This is a genomic window from Tenacibaculum piscium (genome assembly GCF_021390755.1).
Classification (GTDB): Bacteria; Bacteroidota; Bacteroidia; order Flavobacteriales; family Flavobacteriaceae; genus Polaribacter; species Polaribacter piscius.
Window position 1 is genome coordinate 659,597 of record NZ_JAJGWR010000001.1, and the last position, 17,085, is coordinate 676,681.

General features: G+C 30.4%; 16 protein-coding genes. 11 read left to right on the forward strand and 5 right to left on the reverse strand.

Going from position 1 to position 17,085, the window contains the following annotated elements; all coding sequences use genetic code 11:
• The first annotated feature begins 58 nt into the window (after positions 1-58).
• The 7 genes from L0U72_RS03135 (at position 59) to ftsY (ending at position 4,959) form a co-directional block, all read left to right on the forward strand.
• On the forward strand, positions 59-898 hold the full coding sequence (locus tag L0U72_RS03135) for a 1,4-dihydroxy-2-naphthoyl-CoA synthase (RefSeq protein WP_101916886.1): 840 nt from the start codon (positions 59-61) through the stop codon (positions 896-898).
• Positions 899-985: 87 nt separating this feature from the next.
• Positions 986-1,594, forward strand: coding sequence for a fumarylacetoacetate hydrolase family protein (locus L0U72_RS03140; RefSeq protein WP_233898400.1), 609 nt, complete (start codon positions 986-988; stop codon positions 1,592-1,594).
• Positions 1,595-1,691: 97 nt separating this feature from the next.
• The gene (locus L0U72_RS03145) at positions 1,692-2,972 is read left to right on the forward strand and encodes a competence/damage-inducible protein A (RefSeq protein ID WP_233898401.1); all 1,281 of its coding nucleotides are present in this window, start codon (positions 1,692-1,694) and stop codon (positions 2,970-2,972) included.
• 224 nt (positions 2,973-3,196) lie between these two features.
• Positions 3,197-3,436, forward strand: a complete 240-nt coding sequence (gene rpmB, locus L0U72_RS03150) for a 50S ribosomal protein L28 (RefSeq protein ID WP_101917051.1) — start codon at positions 3,197-3,199, stop codon at positions 3,434-3,436.
• A 28-nt stretch (positions 3,437-3,464) separates the two neighbouring features.
• Positions 3,465-3,647: a 50S ribosomal protein L33 gene (gene rpmG / locus L0U72_RS03155; protein ID WP_028887391.1), complete on the forward strand. Its 183-nt coding sequence runs from the start codon at positions 3,465-3,467 to the stop codon at positions 3,645-3,647.
• Positions 3,648-3,683: 36 nt separating this feature from the next.
• Positions 3,684-3,836: a DUF4295 domain-containing protein gene (locus L0U72_RS03160; RefSeq protein ID WP_101915823.1), complete on the forward strand. Its 153-nt coding sequence runs from the start codon at positions 3,684-3,686 to the stop codon at positions 3,834-3,836.
• Between the two features lie 169 nt (positions 3,837-4,005).
• Positions 4,006-4,959: a signal recognition particle-docking protein FtsY gene (ftsY, locus tag L0U72_RS03165; protein ID WP_101916889.1), complete on the forward strand. Its 954-nt coding sequence runs from the start codon at positions 4,006-4,008 to the stop codon at positions 4,957-4,959.
• Positions 4,960-5,048: 89 nt separating this feature from the next.
• Here ftsY and L0U72_RS03170 read toward each other — a convergent pair whose 3' ends face one another.
• The gene (locus tag L0U72_RS03170) at positions 5,049-6,242 is read right to left on the reverse strand and encodes a hypothetical protein (protein WP_233884299.1); all 1,194 of its coding nucleotides are present in this window, start codon (positions 6,240-6,242) and stop codon (positions 5,049-5,051) included.
• 173 nt (positions 6,243-6,415) lie between these two features.
• On the opposite strand from L0U72_RS03170, the gene rimO reads away from it, so the two are divergent.
• Complete coding sequence (rimO, locus tag L0U72_RS03175) at positions 6,416-7,777, forward strand: 30S ribosomal protein S12 methylthiotransferase RimO (protein WP_233898402.1); 1,362 nt, start codon at positions 6,416-6,418, stop codon at positions 7,775-7,777.
• A 260-nt stretch (positions 7,778-8,037) separates the two neighbouring features.
• A complete protein-coding gene (locus L0U72_RS03180) occupies positions 8,038-8,775 on the forward strand; it encodes a Dph6-related ATP pyrophosphatase (RefSeq protein ID WP_233898403.1) in 738 nt (245 codons plus the stop codon).
• 138 nt (positions 8,776-8,913) lie between these two features.
• On the opposite strand, the gene L0U72_RS03185 is transcribed toward L0U72_RS03180, so the two are convergent.
• The 4 genes from L0U72_RS03185 to L0U72_RS03200 all read right to left on the reverse strand — a co-directional run bounded on the left by L0U72_RS03185 (position 8,914) and on the right by L0U72_RS03200 (position 11,361).
• Positions 8,914-9,294 carry a DUF6122 family protein gene (locus tag L0U72_RS03185; RefSeq protein ID WP_233897777.1) on the reverse strand — a complete coding sequence of 127 codons (381 nt, stop codon included), beginning with the start codon at positions 9,292-9,294 and terminating at the stop codon, positions 8,914-8,916.
• Position 9,295: 1 nt separating this feature from the next.
• Positions 9,296-9,850, reverse strand: coding sequence for a PAS domain-containing protein (locus tag L0U72_RS03190; protein WP_233897776.1), 555 nt, complete (start codon positions 9,848-9,850; stop codon positions 9,296-9,298).
• Between the two features lie 78 nt (positions 9,851-9,928).
• Complete coding sequence (locus L0U72_RS03195) at positions 9,929-10,690, reverse strand: TIGR02757 family protein (RefSeq protein WP_233898478.1); 762 nt, start codon at positions 10,688-10,690, stop codon at positions 9,929-9,931.
• Positions 10,691-10,698: 8 nt separating this feature from the next.
• Entirely contained in the window at positions 10,699-11,361 is a 663-nt protein-coding gene (locus L0U72_RS03200; protein WP_101916896.1) for an ABC transporter ATP-binding protein, read from the reverse strand.
• A 246-nt stretch (positions 11,362-11,607) separates the two neighbouring features.
• On the opposite strand from L0U72_RS03200, the gene sucC reads away from it, so the two are divergent.
• Both sucC and L0U72_RS03210 read left to right on the forward strand, forming a co-directional pair.
• Positions 11,608-12,804 (forward strand): ADP-forming succinate--CoA ligase subunit beta, encoded by a 1,197-nt coding sequence (sucC, locus tag L0U72_RS03205; protein ID WP_101916897.1) that lies wholly within the window; start codon positions 11,608-11,610, stop codon positions 12,802-12,804.
• A gap of 249 nt (positions 12,805-13,053) precedes the next feature.
• Positions 13,054-17,079 carry a VPS10 domain-containing protein gene (locus L0U72_RS03210; protein WP_233898404.1) on the forward strand — a complete coding sequence of 1,342 codons (4,026 nt, stop codon included), beginning with the start codon at positions 13,054-13,056 and terminating at the stop codon, positions 17,077-17,079.
• Positions 17,080-17,085: the final 6 nt, after the last annotated feature.

The window sequence follows — 17,085 nt, forward strand, 5'->3', positions numbered from 1 at the left end:
ATAAACAAAGTTTTTATGTTATTTTTGTTGTACTTACAAACGTTAATAGTTTTAAATTATGATAGAACCTCAATGGAAAGTTGCCAAAGAGTATGAAGATATTACTTATAAAAAGTCGCACAATGTAGCAAGAATAGCATTTAATCGCCCCGATATACGTAATGCTTTTCGTCCACACACGACTTCTGAATTATTAGATGCTTTTCAAGATGCACACGAAGACACGAATATAGGAGTCGTATTATTATCGGCAGAAGGTCCTTCTTCAAAAGATGGCATTTGGAGTTTTTGTTCGGGTGGCGATCAAAATGCCCGTGGCGAAAAAGGCTATGTTGGTAAAGATGGCTATCATCGTTTAAATATTTTAGAAGTACAGCGTTTGATTCGTTTTATGCCAAAAGCCGTAATTTGTGTTGTTCCAGGTTGGGCAGTTGGTGGCGGACATAGTTTACACGTAGTTTGCGATTTAACCTTGGCAAGTAAAGAACACGCCATTTTTAAACAAACTGATGCTGATGTAACGTCTTTTGATGCAGGATACGGTTCAGCATATTTAGCGAAAATGGTCGGGCAGAAAAAAGCTCGTGAAATTTTCTTTTTAGGAAGAAATTATTCAGCGCAAGAAGCGTATGAAATGGGAATGGTAAACGCCGTAATTCCACATGATGAACTAGAACAAACTGCTTTCGATTGGGCGCAAGAAATTTTAGAGAAATCGCCGACATCAATAAAAATGTTAAAATTCGCGATGAATTTAACCGATGACGGCATGGTCGGACAACAAGTATTTGCTGGGGAAGTTACCCGTTTAGCCTATATGACAGAAGAAGCAAAAGAAGGACGTGATGCTTTTTTAGAGAAAAGAAAACCGAATTTCCCTAAAACTTGGATTCCATAGTCAATTAATAAATTTTCAATGATGAATTACGAATTGTTATTTTTTAAGAATTCGTAATTTTAAATTATTAATTCGTAATTAAAATAAATGAAAATAATTTGTATCGGGCGTAATTATGCCAAACATATCGAAGAATTGGCAAATGAAAAACCAGAAAGTCCTGTTGTTTTTCTAAAACCAGATTCTGCAATTCTTCCGAAGAAAATGCCTTTTTTTATTCCTCCTTTTTCTGATGATATTCAGTATGAAGTGGAGGTTCTAGTGAAAATAAATAAAGTAGGAAAACATATTTCATCAAAATTTGCTCATAAATATTATGATGAAATAGGTTTAGGAATCGATTTTACAGCCCGCGATGTGCAAGCAACATGTAAAGAAAAGGGATTGCCTTGGGAAAAAGCAAAAGCCTTTGACGGTAGTGCCGTTATTGGTAATTTTTATCCGAAGGAAGAATTTAATTTAGAAAGTATTTCTTTTCAATTACATAAAAATAACCAAGTAGTTCAGGATGGAAATTCCGAAACGATGCTTTGGAAAATTGATGAATTAATTAGTTATGTATCACAATATTTCACCTTGAAAAAAGGCGATGTTATTTTTACAGGAACGCCAGCAGGTGTTGGAAAAGTAGAAGAAAATGATGTGTTAACAGGAATTATTAATTCAAAACAAGCTTTTGAAATTAAAATAAAATAAATAAATCCCGCTTTATGCGGGATTTATTATGAAAAAAAGAGAACAAGAAAGGACAAAAGAAACAGGACAAGAAAGAAATAAGAAGTAAGAAACATAAATGAAAAAGATACAGAATAAGAGTGTAAATGCAGAAATAATAACCATTGGAGATGAAATTCTAATCGGTCAAATTGTGGATACCAATTCACAATGGATTGGGCAGGAATTAAATAAAATTGGCGTTTCGGTTTATCAAATTTCTTCTATTCAAGATGAAAGAAAACATATTTTAAATGCCTTAAAAGAAGCCGAAAAAAGAGCAGATATCGTAATTATTACAGGAGGTTTAGGTCCTACAAAAGATGACATCACTAAAAAAACAATAGCCGAATATTTTAAGGATGATAAAAATATTGAATATCCTGAAGTAATTGAACATATTAAAGTGTTGTTTAAAAAAGTAAAGCATCCGTTTAATGAAGTTCAGAAATATCAAGCACAATTGCCGTCAAAAGCAACTTTGTTAATGAATCAATTTGGAACAGCTCCAGGAATGTGGTTTTACGAAAATAATACTGTTTTTGTATCATTACCCGGTGTTCCATACGAAATGAAAGGACTTATAACCAATGAAGTATTGCCTAAAATTCAGCAAAAATATAAATTACCATACATAATACACACTACTATTATGACCGTTGGCGTGGGAGAAAGTGTTATCGCCGAACGGATTGAAGATTGGGAAAATAATTTACCGATACATATTAAAGTAGCTTATTTGCCATCTTTTGGAAAAGTTCGATTGCGAATATCAGCAAAAGGAAATGACAAAGAAATTCTTGAAAATGAAATTTCAACAAAAATAATAGCATTAAAAAACTTAATTTCAGATATTATTGTAGGGTATGATACGGATGCTTCTATTGAAAAAAGAGTAGGAGATTTATTAAGTATCAAAAATAAAACAGTAAGCACTGCCGAGAGTTTAACAGGAGGGAAAATAGGCGCTTCGTTGGTTGCGATAGCAGGTTCTTCAGCGTATTTTAAAGGTGGGTTTATTACTTATACTGCCGAATTAAAACAGCAATTACTAGGTGTTTCAAAGCAAACAATACAAGAGTTTAGCGTTGTTAGTGAACAAGTTGCTAAAGAAATGGCAATGGGTTGTTTGAATAAATTACAAACAGATTATGCTATCGCAGTAACAGGAAATGCAGGACCCACGACTGATGTTACAGACAAAAATGTAGGAGTCGTTTATATCGCAATTGCTACAAAAAATGCCACGAAAAATAATGTTGAGGTGCACGAGTTTAATTTTGGACAACCAAGAGAAAAAGTTATCAATAGAACCGTAACAAAAGCTTTAGAGTTATTAATGATGTCAATTCAAAAATAACACAAGAAACTTACAAGTAATTTTTTTAACTTTTTTTGTTCTAATTAAAAATATTTATGTATTTTTGCCGTCAGTTACGCTTCCAGTAGGTTAGATGCTTAACCTCTAGGTTAGAATACAAAAAAATAAATAAAATAAGAATTTAAACGGGTTTTTTTGTGCAATCAATATATTTGCGTAAATTTGCACCTCGTTTAGAAATAATACTAAAAACTGTCAAGAAGATGTCTAGAGTTTGTGAACTTACAGGAAAAAAAGCAATGGTTGGGAACAATGTTTCTCACGCATTAAATAGAACTAAAAGAAAATTTAACGCTAATTTAATGACTAAGCGTTTCTTTATCCCAGAAGAAGATAAGTGGATTACACTTAAAGTATCTGCTTCTGCATTAAAAAATATTAATAAAAAAGGAATCTCTGCTGTGATTAAAGACGCTAGAGAGAATGGTTTCTTAACTAAATAATTCCTTACTTAGATAAAACTTCACAGAGATGGCAAAAAAAGGAAACAGAGTTCAGGTTATATTAGAATGTACTGAACACAAAGCAACTGGTAAACCAGGAACTTCACGTTATATTACTACAAAGAACAAAAAAAACACTCCTGATAGAATGGAATTAAAGAAATTTAATTCTATCTTAAAGAAGATGACAGTTCATAAAGAAATTAAATAATTAAAAGTTTTTTTAAACTTTAATAAACCATAGAACATGGCAAAGAAATCAGTAGCATCGTTACAAACAGGAGCGAAAAGATTAACCAAAGCAATCAAAATGGTGAAATCTCCAAAAACAGGAGCTTACACATTTGTTGGAGCAATTATGGACCCTGCACAAGTAAATGATTTTATCAAGAAAAATTAATACTTGTTTACAAAATATATAAAAGCTACTTTCATAAGAGAGTAGCTTTTTTTTTGTGCTAAAAATTGTATATTGACACCTCCAAGTAATCAGGTAAGTATGACAATTTGACTATATAATATAGTTTGGTATAGTTTTCACCCTATATAAATGATTGTAAAATTTAACTATGAGTTTTTTTAAGAAAATCTTCTCGAGAGAGAAAAAAGAAACATTAGACAAAGGACTAGAAAAAACAAAAACAAGTTTTTTCTCTAAATTATCGAAAGCCGTTGCAGGGAAAGCAAAAGTAGATGCTGCTGTTTTAGATAACTTAGAAGAAGTATTAGTTTCTTCGGATGTTGGTGTAGCTACTACACTAAAAATTATTGATAGAATTGAAGCTCGAGTTGCTAGAGATAAATATGTAGGTACTGATGAATTAAACCAAATTCTTAGAGATGAAATTGCGGGATTATTATCAGAAACAAATACAAAAGATGCTACCGAATTTACTGTTCCAACAAACAATAAACCTCATGTAATAATGGTCGTTGGTGTCAATGGTGTTGGTAAAACAACGACGATTGGTAAGTTAGCATCGCAGTTTAAAAAGCAGGGTTTAAAGGTTGTTCTTGGAGCTGCAGATACCTTTAGAGCTGCCGCAATTGATCAATTACAAGTTTGGGCAGATAGAACTGATGTACCAATTATTCGTCAAGAAATGGGATCTGATCCTGCATCTGTAGCGTTTGATACGGTGAAATCTGGCGTAAATCAAAATGCCGATGTTATTATTATTGATACCGCTGGTCGTTTGCATAACAAAGTTAATTTAATGAATGAATTAACAAAAATTAAACGTGTAATGCAAAAAGTGATACCTAATGCACCGCATGAAGTATTATTAGTTTTAGACGGTTCAACAGGACAAAATGCTTTTGAACAAGCAAAACAGTTTACAAAAGCCACAGAAGTAACTTCTTTAGCAGTAACAAAACTTGACGGAACAGCAAAAGGTGGTGTGGTTATCGGTATTTCTGATCAATTTCAAATTCCAGTAAAATATATCGGAGTTGGCGAAGGAATTGACGATTTACAAGTATTTAATAAACACGAATTTGTAGATTCTTTCTTTAAATAAAAAATATAAAATAGATTTTTTAATACTAAAAAGACAAAAGAAACTCCCAATTTGGGAGTTTTTTTGCTTGTATATTATTGTAAATATAGTTAATAACTAATTAAAATTTTAAATGTATGATTTAATTTATAGATATTTAAATTATCATCAAAGGCATTTTTTACTTCTAATAATTTATTTTCAAGTTCAATTATTTTTTGTTCTATTTTAGTTGCATCACCAATATTTTTACTTTTTTGTAAAACATCTTTCAAATCAAGCTGATAAAGTGTAAATATTGAAGCGTACTCTTTGCTTAAAGATTCAATTTCATCTCTAATAAACTTTGCCTGATTTAACGCATAATTTGGATAAATCAATTTATTATCGCTTAAATGAGCACTGTAAGAAATTGGTTTTGCATCAATTATTTGTGCTACTTTTTGCTGTACAATATTTTTAGTATAATACCTATTTATCAATTGTGTTAAGGAGGTTTTTTTGTCTTTTTCTGATATCATATTTGGGCTTAACGTATTTGAACGCTCGGTAGTATATTGAGTTAATAATAATACCAATCCTTTTTTTCTGACATCTAAAGTTCTTAAATTTTGTTCAAAATTTACTTGACATTTTGCCAAACCTTCATAATGTTCTAAATATACTTTTAATGATTTTTTTAATTCAACAATATGATTTATAGATACATTTTTATCTTTTATGGCATTTCCAATCACTAAATCAACAATAGATTTAATTGAATTAACAATCGGCATGGCGCTACTTATTGTCTTGGTTATTGGCGATTTTATGATATTATCAACAAAAAGCAAAAACTTAGATTTTTTAATTCCATTGATTTTACTCTTTCCTTTAAAAATATTTTTTTCGATAATAATAGCAATTTGATTCGATAATGAAAAACCTAATTCCGCATTTTCAGGATTGTTTAAACTTGAAATTTTAGTAAGATAATCACTTGTTGCATCTAGTTGTTTGATGGCATTTAAACTCGCATTTGCTGCAAAAACAAAATCAGTAGTATTGACTATTTTATTTTTTCGTTGCTGTAATTGTTTTTTTAAACTAAAAAGCTCGGCGTCAGTTAAGTTCTTTATTTTCTGATTGTTAGACTCCATTAATTCTTCAAAGTTTTGAACTTTTAATACAATCGTATCTAATTTTTCTTTGGTATTTAATACATCAAAATAATTTTTATAAATAATATTGATAGAATCTTTGAACGTTTGCCCATGTACATTCGAAGATGAAATAATGATGATAATAAGTAATATTTTATTCATGCTGATTAATCGTTACAGATTTAACTGATTTTAAAGTATCAGCAAAAATACAAATTTATCAAAAATGAAATTAACAGTTATTTAATTAAAATGAACCTCAAATTTTTAAGCTTTTAATTTTTACAAACTTGTTGTTTAAACAGTATCTTTGCAACCTAAATTTTTATAGCACAATGCGCACAAAATCACCAAAGCAGAATAAAATCAACGTAGTTACCTTAGGATGTTCTAAAAACATTTACGATAGTGAAATTTTAATGGGACAATTAAAAGCCAATGGTAAAAACGTGGTTCATGAAGATCCTGAAGATGATGGTAATATTGTTGTTATCAATACCTGTGGTTTTATAGGGAAAGCAAAAGAAGAAAGTATTGATACTATTTTGCATTACGCACAACGTAAAGAAGCGGGGGAAATAGATAAAGTATTTGTTTCGGGTTGTTTAAGTGAACGATATAAGCCAGATTTAGAAAACGAAATTAAAAATGTAGATCAGTATTTTGGTACACACGAATTACCTGAATTATTAAAAGTATTAGAAGCTGATTATAAGCACGAATTAATTGGTGAGCGTTTAACAACGACACCTAAACATTATGCGTATTTAAAAATTGCTGAAGGTTGTGATCGTCCTTGTTCTTTTTGTGCAATTCCTTTAATGAGAGGTAAACACAAATCGACACCAATTGAAGATATTATTATTGAAGCTACAAAATTAGCCGAAAAAGGAATTAAAGAATTGATGCTAATTGCTCAAGATTTAACCTATTACGGATTAGATATTTATAAAAAACGTGCTTTAGCCGATTTATTAAAAGAATTAGTAAAAGTTGACGGAATCGAATGGATTCGTTTACATTATGCTTTTCCTACAGGTTTTCCTATGGATGTGTTAGATGTAATGAAAAATGAGCCAAAGGTTTGTAATTATTTAGACATTCCATTACAGCACATTAATACCGAAATTTTAAAATCGATGAAGCGTGGTACTACTCACGAAAAAACTACTTCATTAATTCATAAGTTTAGAGAAGCTGTACCAAATATGGCTATTAGAACTACTTTAATTGTTGGTTATCCTGGTGAAACAGAAGAACAATTTGAAGAGTTAAAAGAATGGGTTGAAGAAATGCGTTTCGAAAGAATGGGAGCTTTTGAATATTCTCATGAAGAAAATACAGGTGCTTTTGTTTTAGAAGATGATGTTCCTGCGGATGTGAAATTCCGAAGAGTAAATGAAATTATGGAAGTTCAAGGTCAAATTTCTTGGGAATTAAATCAAGCTAAAATTGGTAAAACTTTCCGTTGTTTATTCGATAGAAAAGATGGTGAATATTTTTACGGTCGTACTGAATACGATTCTCCAGATGTTGATAATGATGTAATTGTAGACGCTACAAAACATTATATTAAATTAGGAGAATTCATCGATATTAAAATTGATGAAGCTGGAGATTTTGACTTATACGGAACTCCATTAGTGAAGCAAGAAAAACCAATGAGTTTAAATCAGAAGAAAAAAATAAATCATTAATAAAGTTTATTTAAATTCTAAATAAAGTGTTTTTTAGACATAAACGTCATGCTGAATTTATTTCAGCATCGCATAAAACTAAGAATTACGGCAAATCAGGGTGCGAAACTGAAATAAATTCAGTTTGACGGATTCGATTTTTTAGCGATAAAAAGTTTTTAAATGGAATTTAAACAAATTCTAATAAAGTTTATTTTTAAAATATAAAAATCCTGCTTTTAGTGGGATTTTTTATGTTTTAAATTCTATAATTTAGCCTTATGAAAAAAGCATATTTTAATTGGAGTTCAGGAAAAGATTCAGCATTTGCATTGTATAAAATATTACAGCAAAAAGAATATCAAATAGAAAAATTAATAACCAATGTAAATGAAGATTATCAACGTGTTTCTATGCACGGGCTTCATGAAAACCTGTTAGAAGCACAAGCTAAAAGTATTACTATTCCTTTAGAAAAAATATATTTTCCTGCGGATGTTACCATGGATTTATATAACCAAAAAATGAAAGCTAAAACTGATGAGTTGAAATCACTAGGGCTTAATTATGCTGTTTTTGGGGATATATTTTTAGAAGATTTAAAAAAATATAGAGATTCGAAATTACAAGAAGTAGGAATTACAGGCGTGTATCCGCTTTGGAAACAAGATACTAAAACGTTACTTCGAGAGTTTTTAGCTCTTGGATTTAAAACCATAACAGTTTGTGTAAATGCAAAGTTATTAGGAAAAGAATTTGTAGGTAGAGTAATTGATGAAGATTTTATAAACGAATTACCAGAAGGTGTCGATGTTTGTGGCGAAAATGGCGAATTTCATACTTTTTGTTATGATGGACCTATTTTTAAAAATCCTATTGAATTTGAAATAGGAGATAAAATTTTAAAATCATACACATTACATAAAGATGATTCTCAAAATTGTCATACAAATACTAAAGAAAAGGTTAAAAATTATGATACCAGTTTTTGGTATTGTGATTTAATTTTAAAAGAATAGCAGTTTTTTAAAAGATGTATCATCGGTTTTTAGCCCCGATTGAAGCAATTGTTTGAGCTCTTTTTTATTTTTCTTTTTAAAAAATAAAAAAAGCGAGTGCGGAAAGCGGGATTAGCTTCAAATAATTTTTATAATACGCTAAAAAAAACTTGTTATTTGTTTTAAAATAGCTTCGGCAGGTGTGTTAATATAGCATTGTTTACAGTTATTATACATAAATAAACAATCAATTAAATCGGTTAGCATATGAAATAAAAGCCCTAATCCGATGATATTATACGGCTTTTTAAAAAATAATAACAGAAAATAAATACACATTGCATAATAAGTGTGCAAGATATGAAAACCAAAACTACACCGATTTTCTTGAAATATTGGCGTAGCTAAAAGATGATCTAAATCGACAAGCATCGTGGCGATTAAAATTAAAGCGACTTTCTTCCATTCTTTTCTGAAAAATATATATCCGATAAAAAAAGGAAATCCGAAGTGTAAAAAATAATGTGTAAAAGCCTGCATTTTAAACTACTTCTCGCTCTAAGGCTAAGAAATGTGTAGCTTTTGTTTTTGAAAATAGTGGGAAAATTTTTAGCTCACATTTATAGGTCATTTTATCTTTTCGATAATTGATAACTGTTCCTTTAAAGGGTTTATTTGCTAAAATATTTTCACGAATTTTCTTTTTTACAACTTCTGATGTTTTTCGTCCTTGTAAAAAACTAGGTGTTTTATCAATGGCAAATTCACGGTCATAGCCTGTCATTTTTTTAAAACCATCGTTTACCCAAACTATTTTTTTATCCGTATTAGTAACCACCAATGTTTGGTAATAATTTTTATGTAAAATAGGAGCGATGTCACTTTCCCAATCGTATTTTTTGATAAGCTCTTGTATTTTATACAAATCTTTGGTAAGTGTATTTCCTTCAAATAAATCTTGAATTCCCCAACTTAAAAGCATTTTTTTCTGATGTGATACAGGTTTTATTATTAATTCGGAATTAGAATTGCGACCTTCATTTAATGAGGATAAAAAGAGGTCTAAACATTTCATGTTTGATACATTATTTTTCATAAAAAAAGGAACTACATCTGTTAAAATTAAAAATGAAACCAAAATACTTCTAAATCCTATAAAAACAATGAAGAATCATTAAAACTTTTCAAAAATTCCCAATCCGAATAATGCAAAATCATATTTTACAGGATCGTTTTTGTCAAATGCTCGTAAGGTGATATCTAATTCTGTTAATGCTTTCCAATCGTTTTGTTTTCGGGTTAAAATCCCCAATTTACGAGCGACATTTCCTGCGTGAACATCTAGCGGACAATGTAAATGAGCGGGATTATGCGTTTTCCAAATTCCTAAATCGACGCCTGTGGTGTCATTTCGAACCATCCAACGCAAAAACATATTGATACGTTTTGAGGCAGAACCTTTTAGCGGATCGGAAACGTGTTTTTGAGTTCTTTTTTGATGCGGAATTTCAAAGAAAATTTGCTTAAAATGATGAATCGCAACTTGATAATTATCCGTGTTATTTGTGTTTAAAACAGCTTCTAATCCGTTGTGATTTTCGTATATATTTTTAAGTGATGTTATAAAAAATCGAAAATCATCAGCATTAAAAGTTCGATGTACAAATCCGTTAAAAGTATCCAAATCATTTGCTGTGTGATTCATTACAAAATCATACGGAGAATTGCCTAATAAATCCACCATTTTATGAGCATTTCTGATAATCATTTCCCGTTTTCCCCAAGCAATTGTCGCCACTAAAAAACCAATAATTTCAATATCTTCTTTTTTGCTAAATTGATGTGGAATTTGAATCGGGTCGCTTTCGATAAAATTCTGTGTATTATATTGTACTACTTTTTCGTCTAAAAATTCTTTTAGTTCAGTTGTATTCATCATAAAAATTATTCAATAATAACGCCATCTTTCATGGTGAGTGTTCGGTCTGCCATTTTGGCTAAATCTTTATTATGTGTTACCAAAACGAATGTTTGTCCGAATTTATCACGCAATTCAAAAAATAATTTATGTAAATTTTCTGCGGATGTAGAGTCTAAATTTCCAGAAGGTTCATCAGCAAAAATAACCGAAGGCTCGTTAATTAAAGCTCTTGCGACGGCTACACGTTGTTGTTCTCCCCCAGAAAGTTCGTTTGGTTTATGGTTTTCTCTGTGCGATAATCCTAAGAAAGATAATAATTCTTTGGCGCTTTTTTCGGTTTCATTTTTTGATTTTCCACCGATAAAAGCAGGAATACACACATTTTCTAGTGCCGTAAATTCAGGCAATAATTGATGAAATTGAAAAATAAATCCGATATGCTTATTTCTAAAAGCAGAAACTTGTGCATCATTCAATCCTTTTATAGCTGTTTTATCAAGAAATAACTCGTAATTTTCGCTAGTTTCAGGAGTATCAAGTGTTCCTAAAATTTGTAATAAGGTTGTTTTTCCAGCACCAGAAGGACCAACAATGGCAACAATTTCTCCTTTTTTAATATGAAGATTTACACCTTTTAAAATTTCAACATCACCGTAGCGTTTATGGATGTTTTTTGCAATAATCATAGATAATTATAGTTTTTTTATCAAGAGAACGAATGTATAAAAAAGAAATCAGGATAGGCTTTAAAACATGAAAAAAGACATTTTTTGTGTTCTTTAAATGTATAATTATAGGTATATTTTTTTTGATTCTTAAAAAGGTGCTTAAAAATAGTTGAAATTTTAAAATAAAAAGTAATAATTACGATAAATAGTAATGTTTTATAATTTGAATTTGTATTTTTGTTCGACTTTAAAAATTCATATCTAATGAACTTACACGAATATCAAGGTAAAGAAATATTAAACAGTTTTGGAGTTCGTATTCAACGTGGAGTTGTTGCAAACACACCAGAAGAAGCTGTTGAGGCAGCAAAGAAATTAACTGAAGAAACCGGTACAGGTTGGCACGTAATTAAAGCTCAAGTACACGCAGGTGGTCGTGGAAAAGGAGGCGGAGTTAAGTTGGCTAAAAACTTAGACGAGGTAAAAAGTATTTCTAATGATATTTTAGGAATGATGTTAATTACTCCTCAAACTTCAGCAGAAGGTAAATTAGTAAACCAAGTATTAATATGCGAAGATGTATATTATCCTGGAGCTAGTGAACCAGATGAATATTATATGTCAGTTTTATTAAACCGTGCAACTGGTAGAAATATGATTATGTATTCTACAGAAGGTGGTATGGATATCGAAACTGTTGCAGATGAAACTCCTCATTTAATTTTTACAGAAGAAATTGATCCAGCTTTAGGATTAATGCCTTTTCAAGCGCGTAAAATTGCTTTTAACTTAGGTTTAAGTGGTGTTGCTTTAAAAGAAATGGTGAAATTTGCTACAGCTTTATATACAGCTTATATCAAATCTGATTCAGCAATGTTTGAAATTAACCCTGTGTTAAAAACATCTGATGATAAAATAATGGCGGTAGATGCTAAAGTTACTTTAGATGAAAACGCTTTATATCGTCATAAAGATTATGCTGCAATGCGTGATTTACGTGAAGAAAACCCAATTGAAGTAGAAGCTAGAGCTGCAGGTTTAAACTATGTAGATTTAGACGGAAATGTTGGATGTATGGTAAACGGAGCAGGACTTGCAATGGGAACTATGGATTTAATTAAACAAGCAGGTGGTGAGCCAGCTAACTTTTTAGACGTTGGAGGTACTGCTGATGCTGAACGTGTTGAAAAAGCATTCGGAATTATCTTAAAAGATAGTAACGTAAAAGCTATTTTAGTAAATATCTTTGGAGGAATCGTTCGTTGTGATCGTGTTGCTCAAGGAGTTGTAGATGCTTACAAAAGTATGGGAGACAAAATTAATGTGCCTATTATTTGTCGTTTACAAGGAACAAATGCTAAAGAAGCTAAAGAATTAATTGATAACAGTGGAATGGAAATTATTTCTGCTACTGAATTTCAAGAAGCTGCTGATAAAGTTGCTGAAGTTTTAAAAGCTTAAATTATATTTTAATTACGATATTAAAAATCGCTTCACAATTTATTTGTGAGGCGATTTTTTTATAGTTGATATTCAATCTACTATAATAATTACCTTAATAAATAGAAAAATAAATAACTTTTTTTTAACTTCAAAAATTTTCTTCAAAAATTTTATTGATTATAATTTGAAAGGTATTTGTTATATTTTAACGTAATTACATCATTTTCGTATTACTTTTGATTTTTTTAATAATCAAAGTTTTATAGAATGACTAAAATAATAATGAACTTTAAATTGCTTTTTTTCATCGCATTTACTTTTCAAGTAAATGCTCAAATTACAAATTACAAAGAAGAATCTTTAAAAGAAAATGCGAATTTCTTTGAGATTGTTAATAAAACTAGAAAAGAATTTTCAACGAAAAGGCGATCTTCTAGAAGAGTTATGTCTAAAAAACAAAAGAAAGCAATCAAGCAATTTGAACGTTGGGTTTGGATTTGGAAAGACAGAGTTAATTCAGATGGTTCTTTTATAAAAAATAGTGTAAATAAAGAAGCATATATCAACTTATTATTAGATAATTCAAATACTAAATATCAAAGATCAAATACCGTTACATCATGGGAGCAAATAGGTCCTAAAAAAAATGTATTGGAAAATGGATATACTACTTACCCAGGTTTAGGAAGGGTTAATGTGGTCGCAACAGATGCTAATAACACACAAGTAATGTATGCTGGATCTGCTGCAGGAGGTCTTTGGAAAACAACAGATGGCGGTAATAATTGGTCGCCTAAAACAGATCATTTAGCAGGTTTAGGTGTTACGGCTATCATTATTGATCCAAATAATTCCGATATATTATATATGGCAACTGGAGATGAAGATGCTCAACATATTAGTTCAATAGGATTATTTAAATCTACAGATGCAGGAGAAAATTGGGCTGTAACTGGTTTAATGTTTTCATTAACGGAAAACGAATATATTAGAGATATCGTTTTTGCTCCAGGATCATCTACTACAATTTTTGCACTTACAAATAGTGAAATAAAAAAATCGACAGATAGCGGTGCTACTTGGTCGAATATGAGTACTACTCCAAATTATACTGGTGATAATTTTCAAAATATAATCTTTGATCCTAATAATGCAACGAAAGTAGTGGTTTCTGATGCATGGGGAAGCTTATGGTATTCTTCTGATACAGGTGATAATTTTTCAGAACACCCAGTTTTAAAAGGAGATGGAAGTTCAAAAAGTAATTTAAAAATTACAGTTTCGGAAAATGATACCGAAAACTTTTATGCAATCACCCAAGATGGAGTCTTTACAATTTTTCGTTTTGATAATGATGGTACAACTGCCGATAAAATTAGTGAAATGACTATTTCAGGATATAATTCACAAGGAGGTTATAATCAATGTATTGCTGTATCGCCTACAAATAAAGATGACATTCTGGTAGGAGGAGTAAATGTTTATAAATCTACTGATAATGGTGCTTCATTTTCTATGTATTTAAATGCATATGATGACCCTGCAGGAGTAGGTTTTTATGTGCATCCAGATCATCATTATTTATCTTTTTTAGCGGATGGTGTTACCGTAATAAACAGTCATGATGGTGGAGTTCATAAAGGTGCTTTTACCGCTACAAGCGCAACAGGTGGTTGGACGGATATTTCAAATGGTTTAGTTATTTCTCAGCCTTATAATATTGCCATTACACAAGGCATTAATGGTGATGATTATATGATGGCAAACCAAGATAATGATGGTTTTTCGAAAGTATTAAAAGATGGAACTCAAAAATGGGTGGCTTGTTTAGCTGGTGATGGAACAGCTACTGGAATTGATATTTCAAATCCAAATATTAGATATTTAGGAGGTACTTTCGGTTCTTTAGATAGAGCAGATGATGGGTATTCAAGTAGTGCGTATTCAGCAAAAATACTTCTTTCTGCGAATCAATACGATGCTGCATTCGTTTCTCCTTTAGCCTTACACCCAACAATTGCCACTACTATTTATGCAGGGCATGGTGATGTGAAAAAATCGACAGATAGAGGTGCTACTTGGACAGCGCTTAATACTGGTTTATTAGAAACATCATTTCTAGATGTCTCTTTATATAATGGAGCTACAAGGATTTTTGCAATTGGTTTTTCTGGAATGGATAAAATACTTAGAAGAAGTAATGATGATGGCACAACTTGGACTACAATTTCGAATCCTAATTCAAATTTAACAATTAGTAGCGTATTTGCAAATCCGAATACAGCAACGATATACATAACATTGGCAGGATATACTGCTGGTGAAAAGGTCTATAAAAGTATTGATAACGGTGATTCATGGACGAATATTAGTGCTGATTTTCCAAATATAATCACGAAAAAAATAATAGTAGATCCTAATAAAAATAATGAAACCATTTATCTAGGAACAGAATTAGGACTTTATTATACCAATAATACAACTACTAATTGGAAAAAATTAGGAGCTGGTTTGCCAAACGTTATTGTTAGTGATATTAAAGTAAGTAAAAACAACGGAAATATTTATATAGGTACTTTCGGTAGAGGAATGTGGGTGTATAATGATCAAAAACATTTTAAAAGTGTAACCAATAATAACTGGTCTGAAACTACAAATTGGGAAGGTAAAACATTACCAACTTCAGCTGATGCTGTTGTAATTAAACAAGAACAAGATGTGGTATCGGTAAATGTAGCTGGAGCTACCGTAAAATCATTAGAAATCAACAATGCTAAATTAGAGATAAAAAATACGAATAGTTTAACAGTTGTTAATGATTTTGTCTCAACAATAAACGATGATACTTTTGTCTCAATTTTGTCAGATGGAACAGCTAGTGGTGTTTTTATGGTCAACGGAAATGCAACAGGAAATTTAAAGTATCAAAGAGGTGGTTTATTAGCTAATAAATGGTCTTTAATTTCACCGCCTGTAATTGGTGAAAAAATTAAGGGATTTGCAACAAAATCATCAAATGATATTAGAAAAAATGCGAGTTCTAAATATGCTATTTCAAGGTATAATGATGCAAATTCAGCAGGTACGAAATGGTCGTATTTTGATCAAAATATTGATGAAAATGTGAAGTTTGAAAATGGAATCGGATATGCAATTTCTAGAGGTACAACAGGAGCTGTTACCTTTTCAGGAACGATGCAAAATGCAACATTAAATGTTACCGTATCTTCTGATAAATGGAATGCGATTGGGAATCCTTTTACCGCATATTATCCAGCAAATAAAAGTACTTCAGAAGATTTTATCAAAAATAATACCACCAAATTAGCCGACAACGCACAAGCAATATATCTTTGGGAAAATAATCAAAATAAATATGTAGCCTATACAAATTTAGCCTCATCAACTCAAAAAGTATTAGCGCCAGGACAAGGATTTTTTATCAAAACAAAATCTTCATCAACTGATGAAAATGTCGTTTTTAAGAAAGCTAATATTGGTACAAAAACAACCTTACAAGGAAATCATACCTTCAATAGAAGTACAACTTCTTTTGTAAAAGTATTTATCGAAAAAGATGAAAAAGATGAAAAAAATAAAAAAGAAAAAATAAAGGTAAATACCGATATTATCTTTTCTAAAAATGCGACTCAAGGGTTTGATGTAGGACAGGATATCATAAATTTTGGAAATGCTACATTTGATTTAACATCAAAATTAGTAAACAACCCAACAAATAAAGAAACTGACAAAGCAACTGACAAAGAAATAGAGAATGAATATTCAATTCAATCGGTTGCTTCAGATACTTTTGAAAATCAAATTGTTCCTTTAAAACTTAGAGCAACATCAAAAGAAAAAATAATATTTTCATCAGAAAGATATAATTTACCAGAAGATATTAAAGTTCTTATCGAAGATAAAAAAACTGAAAAGTTTCATGTAATAAATAAAACTAAAAATTATTCGGTAACTTTAGATGAAAATAGCAACGAATTTGGACGATTTTATCTCCATTTCTCTAAAGCAAGTTTAAAAGATTTAAAAGTATTAAAAACAGCATCAACAGGTTTAAAAATATATACTTCTAATAATTTTTTACAAATAGAAACCTCTAAATCGAACTTGTTAACGATTGATTTATTTGATATGACAGGTAAAAAAGTATTGCGTAAAAAACAAAAATCAAATGAATTTAAAGGGATTAATTTAAGTAGTTTATCTAAAGGAGTTTATATTGTTAAAGTTGTTGCAGATAGTGAAATAACAACAAAGAAAATAATCGTAGAATAATCCTGA

Bases quoted from the DNA above. Each gene is read 5' to 3' on its own strand.
- L0U72_RS03135 (WP_101916886.1), top strand. From the start codon at position 59: ATGATAGAACCTCAATGGAAAGTTGCCAAAGAGTATGAAGATATTACT.
- L0U72_RS03140 (WP_233898400.1), top strand. From the start codon at position 986: ATGAAAATAATTTGTATCGGGCGTAATTATGCCAAACATATCGAAGAA.
- L0U72_RS03145 (WP_233898401.1), top strand. From the start codon at position 1,692: ATGAAAAAGATACAGAATAAGAGTGTAAATGCAGAAATAATAACCATT.
- rpmB (WP_101917051.1), top strand. From the start codon at position 3,197: ATGTCTAGAGTTTGTGAACTTACAGGAAAAAAAGCAATGGTTGGGAAC.
- rpmG (WP_028887391.1), top strand. From the start codon at position 3,465: ATGGCAAAAAAAGGAAACAGAGTTCAGGTTATATTAGAATGTACTGAA.
- L0U72_RS03160 (WP_101915823.1), top strand. From the start codon at position 3,684: ATGGCAAAGAAATCAGTAGCATCGTTACAAACAGGAGCGAAAAGATTA.
- ftsY (WP_101916889.1), top strand. From the start codon at position 4,006: ATGAGTTTTTTTAAGAAAATCTTCTCGAGAGAGAAAAAAGAAACATTA.
- L0U72_RS03170 (WP_233884299.1), bottom strand. From the start codon at position 6,242: ATGAATAAAATATTACTTATTATCATCATTATTTCATCTTCGAATGTA.
- rimO (WP_233898402.1), top strand. From the start codon at position 6,416: ATGCGCACAAAATCACCAAAGCAGAATAAAATCAACGTAGTTACCTTA.
- L0U72_RS03180 (WP_233898403.1), top strand. From the start codon at position 8,038: ATGAAAAAAGCATATTTTAATTGGAGTTCAGGAAAAGATTCAGCATTT.
- L0U72_RS03185 (WP_233897777.1), bottom strand. From the start codon at position 9,294: ATGCAGGCTTTTACACATTATTTTTTACACTTCGGATTTCCTTTTTTT.
- L0U72_RS03190 (WP_233897776.1), bottom strand. From the start codon at position 9,850: ATGAAAAATAATGTATCAAACATGAAATGTTTAGACCTCTTTTTATCC.
- L0U72_RS03195 (WP_233898478.1), bottom strand. From the start codon at position 10,690: ATGAATACAACTGAACTAAAAGAATTTTTAGACGAAAAAGTAGTACAA.
- L0U72_RS03200 (WP_101916896.1), bottom strand. From the start codon at position 11,361: ATGATTATTGCAAAAAACATCCATAAACGCTACGGTGATGTTGAAATT.
- sucC (WP_101916897.1), top strand. From the start codon at position 11,608: ATGAACTTACACGAATATCAAGGTAAAGAAATATTAAACAGTTTTGGA.
- L0U72_RS03210 (WP_233898404.1), top strand. From the start codon at position 13,054: ATGACTAAAATAATAATGAACTTTAAATTGCTTTTTTTCATCGCATTT.